Genomic DNA, 22,674 nt, shown 5'->3' with positions numbered 1-22,674 from the left:
TCTAGGCGCTGGACGGCGTCCGCGACCAGCACCAAATCAACTGTACAAACATCCAGCAAAACCTTGAATGGTTGCTTCCATCGCCGACACTGCTAGCATCCGTGTCTTCCAGCCACTCTGCACTGCCAAGGATCGCGATGCCGTCAGCTCCATTGGATACCCGCTACCAGATCGAAACCCCGGAGGGCATCGACCTGCCGCTGCGCCCCGCTGGCCTGATGCCACGTGCGCTGGCCTTTGCGTTTGACCTGGGTTTGCGCGGGGTGATGATGGGCGTTCTGCTGGTGCCATTGGCCTTACTTGGCAATGTTGGCATCGGCCTGGGCTCGCTGCTGCTGTTCCTGATCAGTTGGTGGTACATGGTGCTGTTCGAGGTGCTCAACCAGGGTTGTTCGCCCGGCAAGCAAGTCATGGGTTTGCGGGTAGTCCACGATGACGGCACCCCGGTCGGCTGGTCCGCGTCACTGATCCGTAATCTGCTGCGGTTTGTCGACATGCTGCCCTTCGGTTACTTCCTCGGCGCGATCAGTTGCCTGCAGCATCCTCATTTCAAGCGCCTGGGCGACCTGGCCGCCGGTACACTGGTGATCTACCGGGAACAACCGCTGGTACGTCCCAAGATTCCTCAAGCTGCCGCCCTACGCCTGCCCTTCGCCCTGGAGCTGAGTGAACAACGGGCCATCCTTGGCTTCGCGGAACGCCAGGGTGAGCTTTCCACGGAACGCGTTCACGAGTTGGCGTCGATTCTCGCCACCCCGTTGCAGGTATCCCCGGCCCGCGCCGTGGAACAACTCAACGGCGTAGCCCGTGGCCTGTTGGGGCCAACATGAAGCAGAGTCTTTTCGAAAGCCGTCACCAGCCTCAATGGCAGGCGTTTGCCCAACACCTGCAACAGTTGGAACAAGGCAAGGTTAAAACCAGTGACATGGCCGATTTCCCCCATCAGTACCGACGCCTGTGCCAGCACCTGGCCCTGGCCCAGGAACGTGGCTACAGCAGCTATTTGGTAGACCCCTTGCAACAACTGGTCTTGCGCGGCCATCAACAACTCTACCGCCATCGCAGCCAATTGACGGCAAATGTACTGAGTTTCGTACTTGCCGATTTTCCTCGGTTGGTACGGGAACAGTGGCGTTTCGTGCTGGTAGCCAGCCTGCTGTTCTTTGGCAGCCTGGTGGGTATCGCGTTGCTGGTCTACCTGTTTCCCGACCTGATCTACAGCATCGTCAGTCCCCAGCAGGTTGCCGAGATGCAGGGCATGTATGACCCTGATGCCAGCCGCCTGGGCCGCACCGCTGAGCGTGCCTCAAGCGAAGACTGGATGATGTTCGGCTACTACGTGATGCACAACATCGGTATCGCGTTCCAGACTTTTGCTGCCGGATTACTGTTCGGGCTGGGCAGCGTGTTCTTCCTGATTTTCAACGGACTGGTCATCGGTGCGGTCTCCGGGCATCTGACCGAGATCGGCTACGGGCAGACCTTCTGGTCATTCGTGATCGGGCATGGTGCCTTCGAGCTGACGGCTATCGCCCTCGCCGGTGCCGCGGGTATGCAACTGGGCTGGGCGCTGATCGCTCCCGGGCAGTTGAGCCGCGGCGAATCACTGCGGCTGGCGGCGCGCAAGAGCGTGCAAATATTATGCGGCGTCATGCTCTTCCTGCTGATCGCAGCCTTCATTGAGGCGTACTGGTCATCCACCACCCTTATAGCTCCCTGGGTCAAATATCTGGTTGGCGCGGCGCTGTGGCTGCTGGTAGTCGCTTACTTGAGCCTTGCCGGAAGGACTCGCCATGCGCCTGAGTGATGCCAGCGTGGTAATCCGCCCACGTACTGCCTGGGAGGCGATGGACCTTGGCGTATTGATGGCCCGTGAGCATCGCCTGCTGTTGATGGGCAGTTGGGCATTGGTGACGCTGCCAGTGTTCGCCGTGCTCACGGCACTGCTGTGGAAGTACCCGTCCACCGCAATGTTCCTGTTCTGGTGGCTCAAGCCGGCCTTTGATCGCCTCCCCCTGTATATCTTGTCCAAGGCCCTGTTTGGCGAAACACCCAGCATCAAGCAGGCCGTTCGTCATTGGCCGCGCCTGCTCAAGGGTCAACTGTTGGCCAGCCTGACCTGGCGCCGGTTCAGTCTGAGCCGCAGCTTTGTGATGCCGGTCAGCCAGCTCGAAGGCCTGGATGGGCCCGCACGCCAAAAACGACTGGGTGTACTGCAGCAACGTAATGCCGGGGCCGCACGCTGGTTGACCACCATTGGGGTGCACCTGGAGATCGGCTTGTGGTTCGGTTGCATGGCGCTCTTCTACCTGTTCATTCCCCAAAACGTCGAGATGGATTGGGATTGGCAGCGCCTGGTACTGGCGACAAGCTCGGAAGGGTTATGGCTGGAACATTTGGGCAACGCCTTCTACGCCTTGATCCTGGTGTTTTGGGAACCCATCTATGTAGCCTGCGGTTTCAGCCTCTACCTCAACCGCCGCACCGTATTGGAGGCCTGGGACCTGGAGTTGGTCTTCCGTCGCCTCCGTCAACGCCTGAGCAATGTGGCGCCGCTGCTATTGCTGATGATTGGGCTGACGCTGCTGCCATTCAGCGCGCCCGTCATGGCAGAAGCGTCCAGCCCCTCAAAACCACTGAGCACCCAGAGCGCAAGCCAATCTGTCCAGTCCCTACTGGACAAGCCTCCCTTCAAGAACCCGGAAACCGTCACGCGCTATCGCTTTGGCGAAGAAAAGCCGTCGGTTAAAAGCAAAGCTCACAGCGACGGCAAGCTTCCAGACTGGCTGAAGGCGCTGTTGGATAACTTCAACAGCAATACTTTCAAGTCGATCGCCCTGGGCTTGGAGGTGCTGTTGTGGGGGCTTCTGATCGGCGCCCTGTTCCTGCTGGCGTGGCGTTATCGTGAGTGGTTGCGCACTTTTGTCAGTCGGCGCGGGCCTCGCACGATCAAGGTTGGCGGCCCCGTTCCCACGCAACTGTTCGGCCTTGAACTGGACACGCAGACGTTGCCCGACGATGTGGCCAGTGCCGCCGAGCATTTGTGGGCCACCCATCCCAGGGAAGCCCTTGGCTTACTGTATCGAGGCCTGCTCAGCCGGCTGTTGCATGATTTCAATGTGCCGCTGAAAAGCGCTGATACCGAAGGCCAGGTCCTGGAGCGGGTTCAACGGTTGCGACAACCGCAGCTGCTGGCTTTCAGCGATGAGTTGACCCAACACTGGCAGAACCTTGCCTACGGTCATCACCTGCCTCCCCCCTCAGCCCAGCAAAAACTGTGCAGTGATTGGCGCACCCTGTTCAACCCGGGGAGCAATCAATGAACCGGCCGTTACTGTGGGTCGGGCTATTGTTGGCATGCGTGTTTGGAGCCGGTGCCTTCTACGTGTGGACCAAGGCAATTCCCTACGACGAGGTGGTGGATCGTGGCCCTTCTCCAGAAGCCTTGGCCAACCCCTACTTGGCAGCCGAACACTTTCTACGCCAACAAGGCGTGACCGTTGAGCACGCCAATAGCCTGGAGCGGCTGGCTACCCTACCGGGCAAGGGCAACAGCCTGTTGCTGCTCGGCGAGCGCAGCAACATGTCACCCCGCCAGGTAGAGCAACTGCTGAGCTGGGCCAAATCCGGTGGTCATCTGTTGCTGGTGGCCGAGGCGTTGTGGGATGAGGAGACCGGCAAAAGTGGCGACCTGCTGCTCGATCGCGTGCATATCCATCAAACCTTGAGTGACGAACCTGAGGAACCTGCGCCTTCCAGCAAAAAGCCCCTTAAAAACAAAAGCCAGGACCTCACCAAACTCTACGTCGACAATGAAACGGCCTCGGCGTACTTCAGTTTCGACACGGATTTCAATCTCACCGACCCTAGGCACCAGGCCCAATTTTCCGCCAACAGCTCAAGGTCGAGCCACCTGATGCAACTCGACCTCGGGGAAGGCAGCGTCACAGTGATCACCGACAGTGACTTGTGGAAAACCCCGAACCTCGGCAAGCACGACAATGCCTGGCTACTGTGGTACCTGAATCAGGGCACGGCCGTGAGCCTGTTGTTCAACAGTGACTTCGACGACCTGTTCACGTTACTGATGCGGTATTTTCCCCAGGCCCTGATCGCACTTATTTCGTTGATCGCCCTGACACTGTGGCGGGCCGGTATGCGTCAAGGCCCGACTCGATCGCCAACCTCCAATGCTCGCCGCCAATTGCAGGAACACCTTAAAGCCAGCGCCGACTTCCTGCTGCGCCGCGCCGGCCAGGGCACGCTGCTGCAAGCCTTGCAGCGCGACATCCTGCGCGCGGCCCGGCACCGTCACCCCGGTTTTGAACACCTCGACAGTGCAGCACAGTGCCGGGTGCTTGAACACCTGACGCGACAACCCCTTCATGTCATCAGCCAGGCCCTTGACCCACTCCCGCAGAAACGGCTTTCCAGTGCCGATTTCAGCCGGCAGGTGGCGTGCCTGCAAACCCTCAGGAATGCCTTATGAGCGAACTTCCAAGCGCCACTGCCCTGACCAGCGAAACCTTGCAACGTGCCAGCAGGCAAGCCCAAGCCCTGCGTACTGAATTGCGCAAAGCGGTGATTGGCCAAGACCCGGTGATCGACGATGTCCTGACCGCGCTGATCGCCGGCGGCCATGTGCTGCTCGAAGGCGTGCCGGGGCTGGGGAAAACCTTGCTGGTGCGTGCACTGGCACGTTGCTTTGAGGGCGATTTCGCGCGCATCCAGTTCACGCCTGACCTGATGCCCAGCGATGTCACCGGCCATGCCGTGTATGACCTGCACACCGAACAGTTCAAGCTGCGCAAGGGGCCGGTATTCACCCACTTGTTGCTGGCGGATGAAATCAACCGTGCCCCGGCCAAGACCCAGGCCGCGTTGCTGGAGGCGATGCAGGAACGGCAAGTCACCCTCGAAGGCGAGGCATTGCCCATCGGTCAGCCGTTCATGGTACTGGCGACCCAGAACCCTATTGAACAGGAAGGCACCTACCCTCTGCCGGAAGCGGAGCTGGATCGCTTCATGCTCAAGGTGCGCATGGATTACCCCGACGCGCAGCAGGAACTGGACATGGTACGTGAAGTCACCCGCTCGTCTCGCGCCGACATGTTGGATGTACAACCCTTGCGTACGGTACTGCTGGCCGAAGATGTGCTGCTGCTTCAGCAGATAGCCAGTGAACTGGCACTCGACGAACAAGTGCTCGACTATGCCGTGCGGCTGGCACGCGCCACCCGTAGCTGGCCAGGGCTGGCCATTGGTGCCGGCCCGCGGGCGTCCATCGACCTGGTACGTGGCGCACGTGCCCGTGCCCTGTTGCGCGGTGGTGAGTTCGTCACCCCGGACGATATCAAGGGTTGCGCGCTGGCAGTGCTGCGCCATCGGGTACGCATCGCGCCAGAGCTGGATATCGACGGGCTGGAGGTCGACCAGGTGATCAAGCAACTGCTCGATCAGATCCCGGCACCTCGGCAATGACTCGCCCATGAAACCGACCCGTCTGCTGTTGAACTGGCTTGGCGTATTGCTGGGCTTGGGCATCCTGCTGGGGATTGCGGCAGCGTTGCAGTTCAAGGTGCCCGACACCTTGCACTCCATCGCGTGGGGTCTGCTACTGGCGCTGTTACTGCTCGCGCTGCTGGATGCGATGCGCCTGCGTAGCCGCCCTTCGCCCCGTGTGCAGCGGCAAATGCCCGGAAGCCTGGCTCTGGGCCGCTGGGGGGAAATTCGCCTGGTTCTAGAGCATGACTTTGCGCAGGCACTGAGCGTGCAGGTGTTCGATCATGTCCCTGACGGGTTGTCCGTTGAGCACATGCCCCAATCCATAGACCTGCGCCCCGGTGAACGCAGTGAACTGGGTTATCGCCTTCGCCCCTTGAGGCGTGGTCATTTCAGTTTCAACCGCTGTGAAATTCTCCTGCCCAGCCCCATGGGCCTGTGGTCGGCACGACGACTGATCGAAGTGGGCGATACCACCCGCGTCTACCCGGATTTCGCCCGTCTGTACGGTGCCCAACTGCAGGGCGTAGATAACTGGCTGAGCCAACTGGGCGTACGCCAACGTCAGCGCCGTGGCTTGGGACTGGAGTTTCACCAGTTGCGTGAGTTTCGCGAAGGGGACAGCCTGCGGCAGATCGACTGGAAGGCTACCGCCCGGCAACGCACACCCATCGCCCGTGAATACCAGGATGAGCGTGACCAACAGATCGTGTTCATGCTTGATTGCGGCCGCCGCATGCGTAGCCAGGATGACGAACTGCCCCACTTTGACCATGCCCTGAATGCCTGCCTGCTGCTCAGCTATGTCGCGTTGCGCCAGGGGGATGCGGTTGGGCTGTGCACCTTCGCCGGTGACCAGCCACGCTACTTGGCGCCAGTCAAAGGCAGTAGCCAGTTGAACCTGTTGCTCAACGCGGTATACGACCTTGATACCACCCGGCGAACTGCCGATTATCAGGCTGCGGCAAGCCAACTGCTGGCTCGGCAGAAAAGACGCGCGCTGGTGATAGTGGTGACCAACTTGCGGGATGAAGACGATGAAACACTGCTGACCGCAGTCAATCGCATCAGTCGGCACCACAGGGTGCTGGTGGCCAGTTTACGTGAGGAAGCCCTTGATCAACTGCGCCAAGCCCCCGTGCAAACCTTGCCCGAAGCCTTGGCCTACAGCGGCACCATCGACTACCTCAATACCCGCAACGAACTGCATGACCGACTCCGCGCCCAAGGCCTGTCCCTACTGGACACCTTACCGTCTGAACTGGGACCGGCCCTGGTCACGCGTTACCTGGGGTGGAAGAAAGCCGGCGTGCTCTGAAAAGGGCCCGCCGAAGCTCCTTATCTAAGCCGAAGCTTGCAAAGGATCAAAGCTGAAGTAATTGAACAAGACATTGATCAACTGCCCATATTCCTCAGGTGCCTGGAGCACCCTGAACCCGGAGTCGTAGTGTTGCGGGTTGATGTCCTCATGGCTCCACAGACAGGTCACTGTGAGATCGATGGGGTGGAAAGTGTCGTCAGCGCCTGGAATCTTCAAGCGCAGCTCGAAGTCCACGTCGACCATCATGGGCAATTGGCTGATTAACATCAGCCCGTCTTCCGAGACATTGCCCAAAAAGCCGATGGGCTTGTCGGTGAGACGATTAAACACTTGCAGGAAATAAGGAAGCTGATGCCGCTCGATCCTTCGGTCGGTAAACATGGTGAGATCGCCATCCAGTGGCCATGACTGCGGCCGTGCCAGTGATTCGGAACAGGCAACATCGCCTGCTCTCCCTGGATCTCGGTGCGACAACAGGCAATTGCCTGTCGCTAGACAGCCACCCAGTCAGGGACCCACATCCGTTTGCATAGAAACTTATACAAACGAACATTCAAAGGATAGCCCAAGACTGGCGACGGGCCAGTTATTGAATGACGAATATCATCACAAGGACGCTGGACGCGGTTGCGCGACGCTTGCGCCGGGGTAATGCCCCAGTTGTTGCAGGGTGTCGAGCCTTGCGCGGGCACGGTAGGCGTACTCACTCGACGGGTATTGATTGATGATGAATTGATAAGTCTGTACTGCGTCGACGAACAGTTTCTGCCGTTCCAGGCACTGGCCGCGCAACATCGAGACTTCCGGCTGTACATAACGTCGGGTGCGACTTTCACGGTCGACCTGGGACAATTCCAGGGTAACGCGCTCGCAGTCACCGACCTTGTAGGCGCGGTAGGCATTGTTCAGATGATGGTCCATCGACCAGCGGGTGCAGCCGACAACACTGACGGCCAGGGCAGCAATGAGCAAAATTCGCATGAGGGTTCTCCTGTCTTGTGCAGTGTATCGACCCCCCGTCGAAAATCTTCAAGGATGTTCGTATTCAGCCGCAACGAAAACAAGTCAATCGTCGATAAGTAGTGCAAACGAACAATGACTACAACGAAAGAGCATAGTAGCCTTCCTCAGCGCTTGAACTCAGGAGTCTGTGCATGTCCGTCCGTCGTACCAAAATCGTCGCCACCCTTGGCCCGGCCAGCAACTCGCCGGAAGTCCTCGAACAGCTGATTCTGGCTGGTTTGGACGTTGCCCGTCTGAACTTCTCCCACGGCACCCCGGACGAGCACAAGGCTCGCGCCAAGCTGGTGCGTGACCTGGCCGCCAAGCACGGCCGCTTCGTCGCACTGTTGGGTGACCTGCAAGGCCCGAAAATCCGTATCGCCAAATTCGCCAACAAGCGGATCGAGCTGAAGATCGGTGATCAATTCACCTTCTCCACCAGCCACCCGCTGACCGAAGGCAACCAGCAAGTCGTGGGTATCGACTACCCGGACCTGGTCAAGGACTGCGGCGTCGGCGACGAGCTGTTGCTGGACGACGGCCGTGTGGTCATGCGCGTCGAAACCGCGACCCCGACTGAACTGCACTGCGTCGTGCTGATCGGTGGTCCGCTGTCCGACCACAAAGGCATCAACCGTCGTGGCGGTGGCTTGACCGCACCGGCCCTGACCGAAAAAGACAAGGCCGACATCAAGCTTGCCGCCGAAATGGAAGTGGACTACCTCGCCGTGTCCTTCCCACGCGACGCCGCCGACATGGAATACGCCCGTAAACTGCGCGACGAAGCCGGTGGTACTGCCTGGCTGGTGGCGAAGATCGAACGTGCCGAAGCCGTGGCCGATGACGAAACCCTCGACGGCCTGATCAAGGCTTCCGACGCGGTGATGGTTGCCCGTGGCGACCTGGGCGTGGAAATCGGTGACGCCGAGCTGATCGGTATCCAAAAGAAGATCATCCTGCACGCACGCCGTCACAACAAAGCGGTGATCGTGGCGACCCAGATGATGGAGTCGATGATCCAGAACCCGATGCCGACCCGCGCCGAAGTGTCCGACGTGGCCAACGCCGTGCTCGACTACACCGACGCCGTGATGCTCTCGGCCGAAAGCGCCGCTGGCCCGTACCCGCTGGAAGCTGTGCAAGCCATGGCGCGTATCTGCCTCGGCGCTGAAAAGCACCCGACCAGCAAGACCTCCAGCCACCGTATCGGCAAAGAGTTCGAAAGCTGCGACCAGAGCATCGCGCTGGCGGCCATGTACACCGCGAACCACTTCCCGGGCGTGAAGGCGATCATCGCGCTGACCGAAAGTGGCTACACGCCGTTGATCATGTCGCGCATCCGTTCCTCGGTGCCGATCTACGCGTTCACCCCGCACCGCGAAGCCCAGGCTCGCGCTGCGATGTTCCGTGGCGTGTACACCATTCCGTTCGACCCGGCCTCGCTGGCACCGAACGAAGTCAGCCAGAAGGCGATCGACGAGCTGGTCAAACGTGGCGTCGTAGAGAAAGGCGACTGGGTCATCCTGACCAAGGGCGACAGCTACCACACCACTGGTGGCACCAATGGCATGAAGATCCTGCACGTGGGCGACCCGCAGTACTGAGTAACACGCTGAAAAACAAAAGCCCCGCCCTGTGAATGGCGGGGCTTTTTGCTTTCTCAGGACCGGTTGATAAACCCCGACAACGCCGCAATCGCTTCCGGCGACTTCAACCGCTGGACAAACAAAGCGCCCTCTTCCTCAATCACCTGGCGCAATTGCTCACGGTCAACGCTCTTCATCAATTGCTTGGTCACCTGCACAGCCCCCGGCGCCAAGGTCTCAAAGCGCTCGGCCATTTCCCGCGCCTTCGCCAACGCCGCCTCGCCGCTGCCCAGCGCCTCGGTGGCAATCCCCCACGCAGCCGCCTGCTCGCCGGTAAAACCCTCGCCAAGCAACAATAATTCCGCAGCCTTTGCGTGCCCCAGCAACCTCGGCAGGATCAGGCTCGACCCAAACTCCGGGCACAGCCCCAGATTGACGAATGGCATGCGCAGCCGCGCATCACGGCTGATGTACACCAGGTCGCAATGCAGCAGCAGGGTCGTGCCAATACCCACCGCAGCGCCCGCCACAGCGGCAATCACCGGTTTGCGGCAGTTGAGCAGGCTCTTCATGAAGTAAAACGGTGGGCTGTCGAGATCGCTGGGCGGCTGTTCAAGAAAATCGCCAATGTCGTTGCCGGCGGTGAAACAGTCACTGCTGCCCTGGATCAGCACGCAGCGGACGGCCTCATCCGCATCGGCCTGCTCCAGTGCATCGGCCAGTTGCATGTACATGGCGCGGGTCAGGGCGTTTTTCTTGTCGGGGCGATTGAGCTGCAAGGTCAGCAACCCGCGTTCGCGGTGTTGCAGGATGGCATCGGTCATGGCGAATCTCGCGGCTGTAGAATTCAGCGCTCAACCACGGGGCAGGAACACATCGGCCAGCAGTTGATTGCGCGGCAGTCCCGCCAGGAACAGACGCTTGGAAAACGCCTCGACACTGGCCGGGTGCCCGCAGAGTAAAGCCAGAGTTTGCCGCGAAACAAGCCGCAGTTGCGACAATGCCTGGGCCGCCTGCGCCGCCGTCCACAACTCCACCGTCACGTTGGGATGCTGTGCCGCCAGCTGCGCCAGGGGTTCGGCCAGGTAATGCCCCTCTGCATCATGGGCCAGGTGAATCACGCGGATGTCGCCCTGATGATCCTGGCGCAAGGCCTCACGCAACACTGCCCAAAGCGGGCCAAGGCCGGTGCCGGACGCCAGCAGCCACAACGGCCGGCTTTGCCAGTCAGGGTCGTATTGCAGCGCGCCACCGCGCAATTCGCCCAGGCGCAGACGGTCGCCCAGCTGCAACTGACGGGCAAGATCACTGAACTCGCCAGGCAGACGGCAATCGAGGTGAAACTCCAGGAATGGGTCATCCTGGGGCAAGCTCGCCAGGGAATAGGGCCGCGCCACTTGTCCCGCCCACAACACCAGATGCTGCCCGGCCCGATAGCGCAAGCCACGCTCGGGTTGCAGACGCAGGCGCAGCACGCTCGGGCTCAACCAATCCACACCCAGCACCTGGGCCGGCAACCCGTCACGCGTCGGGTCAAAGGCTTCAACGCGCAGGTCCCCGCTCACCTGGCACTGGCACGCCAAGCGCCAGCCGTCCAGGCGTTGCGCCGGGCTCAAGGCCTCGGGCTGCTTGTCCTCGACCTCCCCCCGGCATCGCACCAGGCACGCATGGCAACTGCCGGCGCGGCAACTGTAGGGCACGGCCACACCGGCCTGGTTCAAGGCATCCAGCAGGTTGCTGCCGGAAGATACCGACCAATGGCGTTCGCCGACGTAGAGTTCAGGCATATAAGGGCTCAATCACAAGGGGCGCGCACAGGGAATCATGCCTGCGACAGTTTGACCATAGTCGGGTGTATCGGCCACCGTGCCGGGTTATACTGCCGCGCCTTTTTAGCGTCGCGCCTGCACCACTTTGGCGTGCCTTGGAAAGGTGAGCTCAGCCGACCGATGCAACACTGAGCCCACCTTTATTGAATGTTCCCTTATAGAGGAGCGCGACTCATGACCGTGATCAAGCAAGACGACCTGATTCAGAGCGTTGCCGACGCCCTGCAATTCATTTCCTACTACCACCCCGTGGATTTCATCCAGGCCATGCACGAAGCCTACCTGCGCGAAGAATCGCCAGCGGCCCGTGACTCCATCGCCCAGATCCTGATCAACTCGCGCATGTGCGCCACCGGCCATCGCCCGATCTGCCAGGACACCGGTATCGTTACCGTGTTCGTGCGCGTGGGCATGGACGTGCGTTGGGATGGCGCCACCATGGGCCTGGACGACATGATCAACGAAGGCGTGCGTCGCGCCTACAACCTGCCGGAAAACGTCCTGCGTGCTTCCATCCTGGCCGACCCGGCAGGCGCGCGCAAAAACACCAAGGACAACACCCCGGCGGTCATCCACTACTCCATCGTCCCAGGCAACACCGTGGAAGTGGACGTGGCGGCCAAGGGCGGCGGTTCCGAGAACAAGTCGAAAATGGCCATGCTCAACCCGTCCGACTCGATCGTTGACTGGGTATTGAAGACCGTTCCGACCATGGGCGCCGGCTGGTGCCCACCGGGTATGCTCGGCATCGGCATCGGCGGCACCGCCGAGAAAGCCGCGGTGATGGCCAAGGAAGTGTTGATGGAATCCATCGACATCCACGAGCTGAAAAAGCGCGGCCCGCAGAACCGTATCGAAGAGATGCGCCTGGAGCTGTTCGAGAAGGTCAACCAACTGGGCATCGGCGCCCAGGGCCTGGGTGGCCTGACCACCGTGCTCGACGTGAAGATCATGGACTACCCGACCCACGCCGCGTCCTTGCCGGTGTGCATGATCCCCAACTGCGCCGCCACCCGTCACGCGCACTTCGTACTCGACGGTTCGGGCCCGGCATCGCTGGAAGCGCCACCGTTGGACGCCTACCCGGAAATCGTCTGGGAAGCCGGCCCATCGGCCCGTCGCGTCAACCTCGACACCCTGACCCCGGAAGAAGTGCAGAGCTGGAAGCCGGGCGAAACCGTGTTGCTCAACGGCAAGATGCTCACCGGTCGCGACGCCGCGCACAAGCGCATGGTCGAGATGCTGAACAAGGGCGAAACCCTGCCGGTTGATCTGAAAGGTCGCTTCATCTACTACGTCGGCCCGGTTGATCCGGTGCGCGAAGAAGTGGTTGGCCCAGCCGGCCCGACCACCGCGACGCGGATGGACAAGTTCACCCGTCAGATCCTCGAGCAAACCGGCCTGCTGGGCATGATCGGCAAATCCGAGCGCGGCCCGACTGCGATCGAAGCGATCAAGGACCACAAGGCCGTGTACCTGATGGCCGTGGGCGGCGCCGCCTACCTGGTGGCGCAAGCCATCAAGAAGTCGCGCGTGGTGGCCTTCGCCGAGCTGGGTATGGAAGCGATCTACGAGTTCGACGTGAAGGACATGCCGGTCACCGTTGCTGTCGACAGCAAAGGCGAATCCGTGCACATCACCGGTCCTGCCATCTGGCAGAAAAAGATCAGTGAAAGCCTGGCGGTAGAAGTGCAGTAAGCCCTTCCGCTGCAGACATAAAGGCGACTGTGGCCATGGCCCAGTCGCCTTTTTTATGGCTCATGGTATGGTGCACTCCCTTACCGTGCCTGCCCATCACCGTATGATCGTGATCCCTCGCCCCCTGCGCCTGACCTTCTATTCCCTGCTGATCATCGCCGGCGCGCTGTTGGCCGCAGCCTTGGCCACGCGCCACGCCGAACGCCAGGCGCTGGTGGACGACGCCGCCCGTGCCAATCAGCAGCTCGCGCTGTACGCCAACTCGTTGCACACCCTGATCGAACGCTACCGCGCCCTGCCCGCCGTGCTGGCGCTGGACTCGGAGATGATCAATGCCTTGAAGAGCCCGCTGGATACCGCAACCCAAGACCTGCTCAACCGCAAACTGGAGCGCATCAACGGCGCGGCGCAGTCGTCCACCTTGGAATTGATGGACCGCACCGGCCTGGCCGTGGCCGCCAGCAATTGGAACCTGCCCAGCAGTTATGTGGGGCACAACTACGCGTTTCGCCCCTATTTCAGCCAGACCTTGAGCCAGGGCACCGGGCGCTTCTACGCGGTGGGCGTGACCACGGGTATTCCCGGTTACTTCCTCTCAAGCGCGGTGGTCGATGAACACGAGCAGTTCCTCGGTGCGATGGTGGTCAAGCTGGAGTTCCCCGAACTTGAGCGCGAATGGGCCCAGGGTAATGACCTGCTGCTGGTCAGCGATGCGCGTGGCATCGTGTTCATCGCCAATCAACCCGGCTGGCGTTATCGCAACCTGCGACCGTTGTCGGCCAGCGACCTTGCCGAGCTGAAAGCCACACGCCAATACGACAAGAAGCAACTGCAGGCGCTGGAAACCAGCACCCTGCAACGCTTCGACGAAAACAGCCATTTGATGCGCGTCAACGGCCCGGATGGCAGTGCCAATTACATCTGGGAATCCCTGCCGCTGAAGGCCGAAGGCTGGACCCTGCACCTGCTGCGCAAGCCGCAGTTCGCCTTTGAAGATCAGCGCAACGCCGGGTTGGCCGCCGCAGGCTCCTGGTTGGCGTTGGTGTTCCTGGTGCTGTTCCTGACCCAACGCTGGCGTCTAGCCCGCTTGCGCCAGCGCAGTCGCGAAGAGCTTGAGCAACTGGTGGAAGAACGCACCCAGGCGCTGCGCACGGCCCAGGATGGCCTGGTGCAATCGGCCAAGCTGGCGGCGCTGGGACAGATGTCCGCCGCCCTCGCCCACGAAATCAATCAGCCACTCACCGCCCAACGCATGCAGTTGGCCACATTGCGCCTGCTGCTGGATCACGGTCGTGTCGACGACGCCTACCAGGCGCTCACGCCACTGGACGACATGCTCACGCGCATGGCCGCCCTCACCGGCCACCTCAAGACCTTCGCGCGCAAAAGCCCCAGTGGTTTGCGTGAACGCCTGGACCTGGCCACCGTGGTCGACCAGTCGCTGCACTTGCTCGATGCGCGCCTGCGCGATGAATCCATCGGCGTGGTGCTGGACCTGACCCGCCCCGCCTGGGTGCGCGGCGATGCAATCCGCCTGGAACAGGTTCTGATCAACCTGCTGCGCAACGCCCTCGATGCCATGGCCGACAAACCGCGCAAACGCCTTGAAATCCGCCTGCATGCCGACCAACAGCTGTGGCGACTGACCGTCAGCGACAGCGGCGGCGGGATTGCCGACGAGCACCTGAACAGTGTGTTCGACCCGTTCTTCACCACCAAGCCTGTGGGCGATGGCCTAGGCTTGGGGCTGGCGGTGTCCTACGCTATCGTGCACGAATTGGGCGGTCGCCTGATCGCCAGCAATCGCGGCGACGGCGCGGTATTTACCCTGACCCTGCCTATCGCGCTGGAGACGCCCGACCTATGTTGAACGCGGTGATTGTGGTCGATGACGAAGCCAGCATCCGCACGGCCGTCGAGCAGTGGCTGAGCCTCTCGGGGTTCGAGGTGCAGTTGTTCAGTCGCGCAGAGGCCTGCCTGGCGCAATTGCCCAAGGATTTCCCCGGCGTAATCCTCAGTGATGTGCGCATGCCCGGACTCAGCGGCCTCGAACTGCTGGCCGAAGTGCAACGCCGCGATGCCGACTTACCGGTCATCCTGCTCACTGGCCACGGCGATGTACCTATGGCGGTTGAGGCCATGCGCGACGGCGCCTACGACTTCCTGGAAAAACCCTTCAGCCCCGACGCCCTGCTCAATAGCCTGCGCCGCGCCTTGGACAAACGCGGGCTGATCCTGGAAAACCGTCGCCTGCATCAACAGGCCGATCATCGCGCGCAGTTGGAGTCGACCTTGCTCGGCGTGTCCCGTGGTTTGCAGACCTTGCGCCGCCAGGTGCTGGACCTGGCCAGCCTGCCGGTCAACGTGCTGATCCGTGGCGAGACCGGCAGCGGCAAGGAAATGGTCGCCCGTTGCCTGCATGATTTTGGCCCTCGGTCGAAGAAACCCTTTGTCGCGCTCAACTGCGCCGCCATCCCCGAGCAGCTGTTTGAAGCCGAGCTGTTCGGCCACGAAAGCGGCGCGTTTACCGGCGCCCAAGGCAAGCGCATCGGCAAACTGGAATATGCCCATGGTGGCACGCTGTTCCTCGATGAAATCGAAAGCATGCCGCTGGCCCAACAGGTGAAACTGCTGCGTGTGTTGCAGGAACAGAAGCTTGAGCGACTGGGCTCCAACCAGAGTATCCATGTGGACCTGCGCATCATCGCCGCGACCAAGCCGGACCTGTTGGACGAGGCCCGCGCCGGGCGCTTTCGCGAAGACCTGGCCTATCGCCTGAACGTCGCGCAACTACGCCTGCCGCCTTTACGCGAACGCCGCGAAGATATTCCGCTGCTGTTCGACCACTTTGCACAGAGTGCCGCCGAGCGCCTGGGCCGCAGCGTCGAGCCCCTGAGCGGCGCGCAACTGGGGCGCCTGCTCAGCCATGACTGGCCGGGCAATGTGCGTGAGTTGGCCAACGTCGCCGAACGTCAGGTGCTCGGCCTTGGCGAGCCGGAACCGGAAGGCATCGAGGCCGGACAGTCTCTGGCTGCGCAGCAGGAAGCGTTCGAAGCCCACTGCCTGAAAGCCGCGTTGACCCGGCATAAGGGCGACATCAAGGCGGTGCTGGCCGAATTGCAACTACCACGGCGTACCCTCAACGAAAAGATGCAACGCCACGGGTTAGTGCGGGACACCTTCCTGTAGGCGCTGGCAAGCCAGCTCCTACAATGGGCAGTGTGCGCCTGCGCCAATAAGCGGATTTCCGCTCATCAGCTAAAAATCATCAGCGACTTTCCGCTCAAAATAATCCTGCAACCCCTCTATTCCGGGCCTTCATCTACCTGGCACAGCTCCTGCTATAGCTCGAACCAGGCTGCGCACGCGCCGCTCCATAAAAACAACTAGATGAAGGATCCTTCAATGGATAACTCCAACGCCCTGCCTCTGGGGTCGGCGGCCGCGCCGACGAAAGAGCGCACTACCTCCAGCCGCATCAAATCGATTTTCAGTGGTTCCGTCGGCAATATGGTCGAGTGGTACGACTGGTACGTCTACGCCGCCTTCTCGTTGTACTTCGCCAAGACCTTCTTCCCGAAAGGCGACACCACCGCTCAACTGCTCAACACCGCCGCGATCTTCGCCGTGGGCTTCCTGATGCGCCCGATCGGTGGCTGGCTGATGGGCCTGTATGCCGACAAGGTCGGGCGTAAAAAAGCCCTGATGGCCTCGGTCTACCTGATGTGCTTCGGCTCGCTGCTGATTGCCCTGAGCCCCGGCTATGAAATGATTGGTATCGGTGCGCCGATCCTGCTGGTGTTCGCCCGTTTGCTGCAGGGGCTGTCGGTCGGCGGCGAATACGGCACCTCCGCCACTTACCTCAGCGAGATGGCAACCAAGGAACGTCGTGGTTTCTACTCCAGCTTCCAATACGTGACCCTGATCTCCGGCCAGCTCATCGCTTTGGCCGTGCTGATCGTGCTGCAACAACTGCTGACCACCGAGCAGCTGTACGCGTGGGGCTGGCGTATCCCGTTCGCCATCGGCGCACTGTGCGCAGTCGTCGCGCTGTACCTTCGTCGTGGCATGGAAGAAACCGAGTCGTTCACCAAGAAGGAAAAAGCCAAGGAAAGCGCAATGCGCACCTTGATGCGCCATCCCAAGGAGCTACTGACCGTGGTCGGCCTGACCATGGGCGGCACCCTGGCGTTCTACACCTACACCACCTACATGCAGAAATACCTGGTGAACACGGTCGGCATGAGCATTTCCGACTCCACCACCATCTCGGCGGCGACGTTGTTCCTGTTCATGTGCCTGCAACCCATCGTCGGCGGGCTGTCGGACAAAGTCGGACGTCGTCCGATCCTGATCGCCTTCGGCATCCTTGGCACGCTGTTCACCGTGCCGATCCTCACCACCCTGCACACCATCCAGAGCTGGTGGGGTGCGTTCTTCCTGATCATGGCGGCGCTGATCATCGTCAGCGGCTACACCTCGATCAACGCCGTGGTGAAGGCCGAGCTGTTCCCTACCGAAATCCGCGCCCTGGGCGTGGGCCTGCCGTACGCCCTGACCGTCTCGATCTTCGGCGGCACCGCTGAATACATCGCGCTGTGGTTCAAGAGCATCGGCATGGAAACCGGCTACTACTGGTATGTGACCGCGTGTATCGCGGTGTCTCTGGTGGTCTATGTGACCATGAAGGACACGCGTAAGCACTCGCGCATTACCACGGACTAACGTTTCACCTGCAATGCAAAAGGGGCTATGTCAGCAGATGACACAGCCCTTTTTTGTTTTGAAAACCACCAACTGTGCAGTGCACTATGACCGCCTCCCAGAACTGCGCACCAGGAACCCCGGCCATGTCCGACGATATCCACTTCTACGAACCCGCCAACGGCCACGGCCTGCCCCATGACCCGTTCAATGCCATCGTCGGTCCACGGCCGATCGGCTGGATTTCGTCCCACGACAGCGAAGGCCGCCTGAACCTGGCGCCCTACAGTTTTTTCAACGCGTTCAACTACATTCCGCCGATCATCGGGTTTTCCAGTGTCGGGCGCAAAGACAGCCTGAACAACATCGAACAGACCGGCGAGTTTGTGTGGAACCTGGCGACCCGCCCGCTGGCCGAGCAGATGAACCAGAGTTGCGCCCCGGTATCACCCGAGGTGAATGAGTTCGAATTGTCCGGCCTGACGCCGGTCGCTTCCAAGATCGTGGGCGTGCCACGGGTGGGCGAGAGCCCGGTGTCGTTCGAGTGCAAGGTGACGCAGATCATTCAGCTTCAGCGCGCCGATAAGGCATTGGTGCCTAGCTGGCTGGTGCTGGGCGAGGTGGTCGCGGTGCACATTGCCAAGTGGTTGCTCAAGGACGGCATCTACGACACCGCCGCCGCCGAGCCGATCCTGCGCGGTGGCGGCCCGGCGGATTACTTCCAGTTGGGCCCCGAGGCCCTGTTCAAGATGCATCGACCCCGCTGATTGATCACTTTTCAACAAACACAACAAAACAGTGTGGGAGCCGGGCTTGCCCGCGATAGCGGCGTGTCAGCCACCTAATGAGTCGGCTGTCATGCCCTCATCGCGGGCAAGCCCGGCTCCCACATTTGTTCTTTGTTGGGCAGTAAAACGCGTCCGGCTTCAGCTTGCGGCAGTCGCCCAGCTCAGTTGACCTTCTTCGTCGATATCGACCAATCGTTCCAATTGCACAGTCGCCGCATCGTCGGCGTCGGAGGCGGTCTTGAACGTCTGGCCATCAAGGATCTTGTGAAAGCGCGGTGCGCCCATGCCATCCAGTGCCTTGACGGCGACGGCGGCGCTGTAGCCACCCTCCCCCGGTACTACGGCGGAAACGGCTTCGTGGTGGGCAAATTGTTTACGTGCCATGTTGCAGGTCCTGGCCAATGGAAAAGTTGGCCATTCTAACCCTCAACCGGCCAGTTGCAGGTACTCGCCGTAGGCATGGGCGGCGGATGCATCGGTAAAGGTCTGGAAGTCCATGCTGCGGACCACCATGTCGTTCAACAGCTCGGTAAAGATCATCAGTGCCGGAGAGTTGAAGTAGGCGCTCATCGCCTGCTCGCTGCTCCAGAAGCCCGAGACCAGCCACACATCGGGATCGACCTGGGAATGCTGCAACGAGAATTGCAGGCAACCCTGAGCCTGACGGCCCGGTTCGATCAAACTGCTCAAGCGTGCACCGAGTTCGGTGCTGCACCCGCTGCGGGCGCGGATAAAGGCCATATGGCTCGCGGGAATGGGGGTGGACATGTTCGACTCTCCCGTTGAGAAGTGATGCTCGGCAAGCACTGTGAGGGCGTGTTGCCACAGGATCAAAGATAACGGCGCAAATGCGAGCGCGGTTAGTCAATTCCTGTCGGCTTATTGCACAATCCTGCGAGAAGCGTAGAGAGGACGTCTGGCGCAGCTGTTTTATTCCATTGGCCAACGCCTTGTTTCAGGGAGATGACAGGCGCTGCGATTGCCTGATTCACGATGCGCCGCAGGATCAGGCAAGGATTGTGCAGAATCGACGTAACACTTTTTGAAAAGCCGCCGCTAAGCTGAGCCCATCGAAGTAGCCAGTAGAGGACGCTCCATGTCGTCGCCCGAACATAAAGCCATCCCCCTCGATGCCGAGATGGAAAAGCAGCGCGCCGAACTGGCCAGCATCGTGCATCGGAACACCTGGGAGGACGGCTCCTACGGCACCGCCATCACCACCTTGTTCTTGAACCGCCACAACACGCCGCGTGACTTCATGCCGGTGTTGGTGGAGCCCGCCCTGTGCATCCTGGCCAGCGGCAGCAAGGAAGTGCGCCTTGCCGACGAGATCTTTGCCTACGACCCACTCAACTACCTGGTGTTCTCGGTGGCGATGCCGGTGGCCGGGCGGATCATCGAGGCCACCCCGGAAGACCCGAACCTGTCGGTGCGCATCAATATCGACCCGGCGCAGCTCACGGCCTTGATCGCGGAAGCAGGCCCGATGGGCGTGCCGTCGCGTCCGACCTCCCGTGGCATGTATGTCGACCGCATCGACGGCCAACTGCTCGACGCCGTGCTGCGTCTGGCGCGCCTGCTGGACTCGCCCAAAGACATCGCCATGCTGGCGCCGCTGATCAACCGCGAAATTCTTTATCGCCTGCTGCGGGGTCCACAGGGTTATCGCCTGTATGAAATCGCCGTGGCCAACAGTCAGAGCCATCGGGTCAGCCAGGCGATCAAATGGTTGAACGGCAACTACGAGCAACCGCTGCGCATCGACGATCTGGCCAAGGAAGTGAACCTGAGCGTCTCGACCCTGCACCACCGCTTCAAGGCCATCACCGCCATGAGCCCGTTGCAGTACCAGAAGCAACTGCGCTTGCAGGAAGCCCGGCGGTTGATGATCGCCGAAGGGTTGGAGGCGTCGGCGGCCGGGTATCGCGTGGGATATGAAAGCCCGTCGCAGTTCAGCCGCGAGTACAGTCGGTTGTTTGGGGCGCCGCCCCTCAGAGATTTGGCCCGGCTGCGCCAGAGCATTTAGTCGAGAGTGCGCGGCAGTTGCAGGGTCACCCGCAACCCACCCTCACGCAAATTCTGCAAACTCACTTCGCCGCCATGGCTATGGGCAATGTTGCGCGCAATCCCCAGTCCCAGCCCGTAGCCCTGTTGCTGCCCGGCCAGGCGGAAGTGCGGTTCGAACACCTGCTCCAGGCGTTGCTCGGGCACGCCGGGGCCTTCGTCATCCACATGCAGGATAAATTCCACGCCATCGTCTTCGATGCGCAGATGGGCGTTCTGGCCGTACTTCAACGCGTTGTCGATCAGGTTGCCGATGCATCGCTTGAGCGCCAGCGGCTTGCCCGGATACGTCGTCAACGCCCGCCCATGCTGGGTCACGCGCCCATTGCCGTTCGGCGCCAAATAAGGCTCCACCAGGCAGTCGAGCACATGGTTCAGGTCGACCGGCTCGATATTTTCGTGGATATCCGTGTCTTTCACGCATTGCAGCGCGCCCTTCACCAACAACTCCAGCTCATCCAGGTCGCGGCCGAACTTGGTTTGCAGGTTCTCGTCTTCCAGCAATTCCACACGCAGGCGCAGGCGGGTGATCGGTGTGCGCAAGTCGTGGGAAATCGCGCTGAACAACTGGCTGCGCTCGGTCAGGTAACGGCTGATGCGCTCGCGCATGGCATTGAACGCCCGCCCCACTTCCACCACTTCGCTGCCGCCACCTTCGGCCACCGGCTCTACGTCGGCGCCCAGCGACATGTCCCGCGCGGCCCGCGCCAAGCGCTTGAGAGGGCGACTTTGCCAGTGCACCAGCAGGCCGATGAACAGCAGCAGGAAGCCGCTGGTCAGCACGATAAACCACACCTGCTGCGACGGCAGGCCTTGTTCTTCCAGACTGGTGTAGGGCTCGGGCAACAGCGAGGCGATGTACAACCATTCGCCGGGCGCGAGCTGGATCTGAGTGACCAGCACCGGCGGGTTCACCGGTTCCAGGGTCAACGCGTAGTGGGCCCATGAACGCGGCAATTCATCGAGTTTCAGGCCGGCATTGAAGATGCGCAGGTCTTCGGCGCTGACGAACTCCACCGAGATATGCACATCGGCGCCGAGGGTTTGTTTCAGCACTTCATCGACCGCTTCGAGCACCGCCTGTTTACGCGGAGTCTGCGGCAGGATGGCCATGTCCAGAGGACGATCATTGAGGGTCACGACGAAACGCGTCCCGCCCATGCTGCGCAATTGATCGAGGACCAACGGACGGTAGGCCACCGGCAACGAACGGAAATAACTCACGCTGGCGGTCATCGAATGCGCCAGGCTGCGGGCGCTGGTGACCAGGCCTTCGAGCTGGGTGGCGCGCAACTGCGAGACCCAGATCACGCTGGACAGCGCCTGGGCAAACAACACTGCCAGCAACGTCAACAGCAGCATGCGCCCCAGCAACGAACGGGGCACAGGGAAGCGGCGGCGGCGCTCAGTCAGATGTTCAGTGGGCATTGCCGGCAACCACGCTGGCTGCCAGTTGATAACCGCTGCCGCGCACGGTACGGATCAGCCTCGGGGGTTTTTCAGTGTCGCGCAGGCGTTGGCGCAAGCGGCTGACGGCCATGTCGACGATACGGTCCAGCGGCATCAGGTCACGGCCACGGGTGGCGTTGCCGATGGTGTCGCGGTCGAGGATCTGTTGCGGATGGTCGAGAAACAATTTGAGCAAGGCAAAATCGGCCCCGGAAAGGATCACTTCTTCGCCATCCACATGGAACAAGCGGTGGCTGATCATATCCAGGCGCCATTCATCGAACACCAACACTTCGCCACCACTGCTGCGTTCCTGGCCAAACTGGCAGCGACGCAACAGGGCTTTGATCCGCGCCTGCAACTCGCGGGGGCTGAAAGGCTTGCCGATGTAGTCGTCGGCGCCCAGCTCCAGGCCGATCACGCGGTCGGCCTCGTCGGAGCTGGCGGTCAGCATGATGATCGGCACCTGCGCCTGGCGCGGGTGCTGGCGGATCCAGCGGCAAAGGCTGAAACCGTCTTCGTCCGGCAACATCACATCAAGGATGACCAAGTCGCACGGCGCCTCGTTCATCGCCTGGCGGAACCCCGCGCCATCCGGCACGCCACGCACCTGGAAACCGGCGCGACTGAGGTAGGTCTGCAGCAATTCGCGGATTTCCTGGTCGTCGTCGACGAGGAGAATCGATTTACTGATTACGCTCACGGGGTCCTCCTTGTTGTTATAAGTGTTG

At 61.1% G+C, this 22,674-nt stretch carries 21 protein-coding genes; 13 read left to right on the top strand and 8 right to left on the bottom strand.

Annotation, left to right across the window (positions count from 1 at the left end):
* Window positions 1–137: 137 nt before the first annotated feature.
* The 6 genes from HX823_RS01405 to HX823_RS01380 are packed head-to-tail and all read left to right on the top strand — an operon-like array spanning window position 138 to window position 6,820.
* Window positions 138–830 carry an RDD family protein gene (locus HX823_RS01405; RefSeq protein WP_177073963.1) on the top strand — a complete coding sequence of 231 codons (693 nt, stop codon included), beginning with the start codon at window positions 138–140 and terminating at the stop codon, window positions 828–830.
* A complete protein-coding gene (locus HX823_RS01400; protein ID WP_177073962.1) occupies window positions 827–1,807 on the top strand; it encodes a stage II sporulation protein M in 981 nt (326 codons plus the stop codon). Before HX823_RS01405 ends, HX823_RS01400 begins: the two co-directional genes overlap by 4 nt.
* Window positions 1,794–3,323 (top strand): DUF4129 domain-containing protein, encoded by a 1,530-nt coding sequence (locus tag HX823_RS01395; RefSeq protein WP_038845950.1) that lies wholly within the window; start codon window positions 1,794–1,796, stop codon window positions 3,321–3,323. Before HX823_RS01400 ends, HX823_RS01395 begins: the two co-directional genes overlap by 14 nt.
* On the top strand, window positions 3,320–4,489 hold the full coding sequence (locus HX823_RS01390) for a DUF4350 domain-containing protein (RefSeq protein ID WP_177073961.1): 1,170 nt from the start codon (window positions 3,320–3,322) through the stop codon (window positions 4,487–4,489). The genes HX823_RS01395 and HX823_RS01390 overlap by 4 nt, the downstream gene beginning before the upstream one ends.
* Complete coding sequence (locus HX823_RS01385) at window positions 4,486–5,481, top strand: MoxR family ATPase (protein WP_038845947.1); 996 nt, start codon at window positions 4,486–4,488, stop codon at window positions 5,479–5,481. Before HX823_RS01390 ends, HX823_RS01385 begins: the two co-directional genes overlap by 4 nt.
* A gap of 7 nt (window positions 5,482–5,488) precedes the next feature.
* Complete coding sequence (locus tag HX823_RS01380; protein WP_177073960.1) at window positions 5,489–6,820, top strand: DUF58 domain-containing protein; 1,332 nt, start codon at window positions 5,489–5,491, stop codon at window positions 6,818–6,820.
* Window positions 6,821–6,844: 24 nt separating this feature from the next.
* Here the strand turns inward: HX823_RS01380 and HX823_RS01375 are convergent, their stop codons facing one another.
* Together HX823_RS01375 and HX823_RS01370 are read right to left on the bottom strand one after the other, a co-directional pair.
* Window positions 6,845–7,204, bottom strand: a complete 360-nt coding sequence (locus HX823_RS01375) for a PilZ domain-containing protein (protein WP_177073959.1) — start codon at window positions 7,202–7,204, stop codon at window positions 6,845–6,847.
* Between the two features lie 225 nt (window positions 7,205–7,429).
* The gene (locus tag HX823_RS01370; protein ID WP_025854787.1) at window positions 7,430–7,804 is read right to left on the bottom strand and encodes a hypothetical protein; all 375 of its coding nucleotides are present in this window, start codon (window positions 7,802–7,804) and stop codon (window positions 7,430–7,432) included.
* A gap of 173 nt (window positions 7,805–7,977) precedes the next feature.
* On the opposite strand from HX823_RS01370, the gene pyk reads away from it, so the two are divergent.
* The gene (pyk, locus tag HX823_RS01365; RefSeq protein WP_038845943.1) at window positions 7,978–9,429 is read left to right on the top strand and encodes a pyruvate kinase; all 1,452 of its coding nucleotides are present in this window, start codon (window positions 7,978–7,980) and stop codon (window positions 9,427–9,429) included.
* A 56-nt stretch (window positions 9,430–9,485) separates the two neighbouring features.
* On the opposite strand, the gene HX823_RS01360 is transcribed toward pyk, so the two are convergent.
* Both HX823_RS01360 and HX823_RS01355 read right to left on the bottom strand, forming a co-directional pair.
* Window positions 9,486–10,235 (bottom strand): enoyl-CoA hydratase-related protein, encoded by a 750-nt coding sequence (locus HX823_RS01360; RefSeq protein WP_177073958.1) that lies wholly within the window; start codon window positions 10,233–10,235, stop codon window positions 9,486–9,488.
* A gap of 30 nt (window positions 10,236–10,265) precedes the next feature.
* Entirely contained in the window at window positions 10,266–11,198 is a 933-nt protein-coding gene (locus HX823_RS01355) for an iron-sulfur-binding ferredoxin reductase (protein ID WP_177073957.1), read from the bottom strand.
* 216 nt (window positions 11,199–11,414) lie between these two features.
* Between HX823_RS01355 and HX823_RS01350 the strand changes: the two genes are divergently transcribed.
* The 5 genes from HX823_RS01350 to HX823_RS01330 all read left to right on the top strand — a co-directional run bounded on the left by HX823_RS01350 (window position 11,415) and on the right by HX823_RS01330 (window position 18,409).
* A complete protein-coding gene (locus tag HX823_RS01350) occupies window positions 11,415–12,938 on the top strand; it encodes a fumarate hydratase (protein ID WP_010208051.1) in 1,524 nt (507 codons plus the stop codon).
* A 103-nt stretch (window positions 12,939–13,041) separates the two neighbouring features.
* Window positions 13,042–14,808: an ATP-binding protein gene (locus HX823_RS01345; protein WP_177074174.1), complete on the top strand. Its 1,767-nt coding sequence runs from the start codon at window positions 13,042–13,044 to the stop codon at window positions 14,806–14,808.
* Window positions 14,802–16,127 (top strand): sigma-54 dependent transcriptional regulator, encoded by a 1,326-nt coding sequence (locus HX823_RS01340; protein ID WP_177073956.1) that lies wholly within the window; start codon window positions 14,802–14,804, stop codon window positions 16,125–16,127. Before HX823_RS01345 ends, HX823_RS01340 begins: the two co-directional genes overlap by 7 nt.
* Window positions 16,128–16,343: 216 nt before the next feature.
* Window positions 16,344–17,663 carry an MFS transporter gene (locus HX823_RS01335; protein WP_068935922.1) on the top strand — a complete coding sequence of 440 codons (1,320 nt, stop codon included), beginning with the start codon at window positions 16,344–16,346 and terminating at the stop codon, window positions 17,661–17,663.
* A gap of 125 nt (window positions 17,664–17,788) precedes the next feature.
* Entirely contained in the window at window positions 17,789–18,409 is a 621-nt protein-coding gene (locus HX823_RS01330) for a flavin reductase family protein (RefSeq protein WP_177073955.1), read from the top strand.
* Window positions 18,410–18,568: 159 nt separating this feature from the next.
* On the opposite strand, the gene HX823_RS01325 is transcribed toward HX823_RS01330, so the two are convergent.
* Both HX823_RS01325 and HX823_RS01320 read right to left on the bottom strand, forming a co-directional pair.
* On the bottom strand, window positions 18,569–18,814 hold the full coding sequence (locus HX823_RS01325) for a hypothetical protein (RefSeq protein WP_177073954.1): 246 nt from the start codon (window positions 18,812–18,814) through the stop codon (window positions 18,569–18,571).
* 42 nt (window positions 18,815–18,856) lie between these two features.
* Complete coding sequence (locus tag HX823_RS01320; protein WP_034100252.1) at window positions 18,857–19,198, bottom strand: antibiotic biosynthesis monooxygenase family protein; 342 nt, start codon at window positions 19,196–19,198, stop codon at window positions 18,857–18,859.
* Between the two features lie 328 nt (window positions 19,199–19,526).
* On the opposite strand from HX823_RS01320, the gene HX823_RS01315 reads away from it, so the two are divergent.
* Window positions 19,527–20,456 (top strand): AraC family transcriptional regulator, encoded by a 930-nt coding sequence (locus tag HX823_RS01315; protein WP_177073953.1) that lies wholly within the window; start codon window positions 19,527–19,529, stop codon window positions 20,454–20,456.
* Here the strand turns inward: HX823_RS01315 and HX823_RS01310 are convergent.
* The gene (locus HX823_RS01310; RefSeq protein ID WP_161630237.1) at window positions 20,453–21,880 is read right to left on the bottom strand and encodes an ATP-binding protein; all 1,428 of its coding nucleotides are present in this window, start codon (window positions 21,878–21,880) and stop codon (window positions 20,453–20,455) included. The genes HX823_RS01315 and HX823_RS01310 overlap by 4 nt on opposite strands.
* Window positions 21,881–21,911: 31 nt before the next feature.
* Window positions 21,912–22,646: a response regulator gene (locus HX823_RS01305; RefSeq protein ID WP_016975493.1), complete on the bottom strand. Its 735-nt coding sequence runs from the start codon at window positions 22,644–22,646 to the stop codon at window positions 21,912–21,914.
* Between the last annotated feature and the right edge of the window lie 28 nt (window positions 22,647–22,674).

It is taken from the genome of Pseudomonas sp. P7759, from assembly GCF_013386445.1.
GTDB classification, from domain to species: domain Bacteria; phylum Pseudomonadota; class Gammaproteobacteria; order Pseudomonadales; family Pseudomonadaceae; genus Aquipseudomonas; species Aquipseudomonas azotoformans_A.
The sequence above is the reverse complement of the archived record's forward strand: the minus strand, read 5'-3'. Positions and strand labels throughout refer to the sequence as shown.

Excerpts from the sequence above, each read along its gene's own strand:
- HX823_RS01405 (WP_177073963.1), top strand. The coding sequence starts at position 138 with ATGCCGTCAGCTCCATTGGATACCCGCTACCAGATCGAAACCCCGGAG.
- HX823_RS01400 (WP_177073962.1), top strand. The coding sequence starts at position 827 with ATGAAGCAGAGTCTTTTCGAAAGCCGTCACCAGCCTCAATGGCAGGCG.
- HX823_RS01395 (WP_038845950.1), top strand. The coding sequence starts at position 1,794 with ATGCGCCTGAGTGATGCCAGCGTGGTAATCCGCCCACGTACTGCCTGG.
- HX823_RS01390 (WP_177073961.1), top strand. The coding sequence starts at position 3,320 with ATGAACCGGCCGTTACTGTGGGTCGGGCTATTGTTGGCATGCGTGTTT.
- HX823_RS01385 (WP_038845947.1), top strand. The coding sequence starts at position 4,486 with ATGAGCGAACTTCCAAGCGCCACTGCCCTGACCAGCGAAACCTTGCAA.
- HX823_RS01380 (WP_177073960.1), top strand. The coding sequence starts at position 5,489 with ATGAAACCGACCCGTCTGCTGTTGAACTGGCTTGGCGTATTGCTGGGC.
- HX823_RS01375 (WP_177073959.1), bottom strand. The coding sequence starts at position 7,204 with ATGTTTACCGACCGAAGGATCGAGCGGCATCAGCTTCCTTATTTCCTG.
- HX823_RS01370 (WP_025854787.1), bottom strand. The coding sequence starts at position 7,804 with ATGCGAATTTTGCTCATTGCTGCCCTGGCCGTCAGTGTTGTCGGCTGC.
- pyk (WP_038845943.1), top strand. The coding sequence starts at position 7,978 with ATGTCCGTCCGTCGTACCAAAATCGTCGCCACCCTTGGCCCGGCCAGC.
- HX823_RS01360 (WP_177073958.1), bottom strand. The coding sequence starts at position 10,235 with ATGACCGATGCCATCCTGCAACACCGCGAACGCGGGTTGCTGACCTTG.
- HX823_RS01355 (WP_177073957.1), bottom strand. The coding sequence starts at position 11,198 with ATGCCTGAACTCTACGTCGGCGAACGCCATTGGTCGGTATCTTCCGGC.
- HX823_RS01350 (WP_010208051.1), top strand. The coding sequence starts at position 11,415 with ATGACCGTGATCAAGCAAGACGACCTGATTCAGAGCGTTGCCGACGCC.
- HX823_RS01345 (WP_177074174.1), top strand. The coding sequence starts at position 13,042 with ATGATCGTGATCCCTCGCCCCCTGCGCCTGACCTTCTATTCCCTGCTG.
- HX823_RS01340 (WP_177073956.1), top strand. The coding sequence starts at position 14,802 with ATGTTGAACGCGGTGATTGTGGTCGATGACGAAGCCAGCATCCGCACG.
- HX823_RS01335 (WP_068935922.1), top strand. The coding sequence starts at position 16,344 with ATGGATAACTCCAACGCCCTGCCTCTGGGGTCGGCGGCCGCGCCGACG.
- HX823_RS01330 (WP_177073955.1), top strand. The coding sequence starts at position 17,789 with ATGTCCGACGATATCCACTTCTACGAACCCGCCAACGGCCACGGCCTG.
- HX823_RS01325 (WP_177073954.1), bottom strand. The coding sequence starts at position 18,814 with ATGGCACGTAAACAATTTGCCCACCACGAAGCCGTTTCCGCCGTAGTA.
- HX823_RS01320 (WP_034100252.1), bottom strand. The coding sequence starts at position 19,198 with ATGTCCACCCCCATTCCCGCGAGCCATATGGCCTTTATCCGCGCCCGC.
- HX823_RS01315 (WP_177073953.1), top strand. The coding sequence starts at position 19,527 with ATGTCGTCGCCCGAACATAAAGCCATCCCCCTCGATGCCGAGATGGAA.